Annotated in this window: 1 pseudogene; it reads left to right on the top strand. The window is 49.3% G+C overall.

What is annotated here, in order from left to right:
- A pseudogene (locus tag BHE89_RS01795) lies at positions 1–270 on the top strand (phosphohydrolase); the annotation flags it as partial.

Here is a 270-nt window from a genome sequence, read left to right as displayed (position 1 = left end):
CGTCACCGCATCCTGGCCCCAGTCCCTTATCGCCTTGGCTGGAGCCGGTCGTCGTGTATGACCTGCATCTACAACTCACAGCGTATCTGGTCCACGATCCGTCACTACTGGCCTGAACGAACTGGGAAAATTGCTCAGTATGAACAAACCTTTGGTGTGACGGTATCAAGAAAAAAAAATCGACGTAATAGATTTAGGTTCTGCTGTTGCGCCGATACAGATTAGTGATGTTGAGGCATTGGAGCAGGTATCCAGAGAAGATTACACGCT

It is taken from the genome of Shigella sp. FC1967 (assembly GCF_001743005.1).
GTDB lineage: Bacteria > Pseudomonadota > Gammaproteobacteria > Enterobacterales > Enterobacteriaceae > Proteus.
The sequence above is the reverse complement of the archived record's forward strand: the minus strand, read 5'-3'. Positions and strand labels throughout refer to the sequence as shown.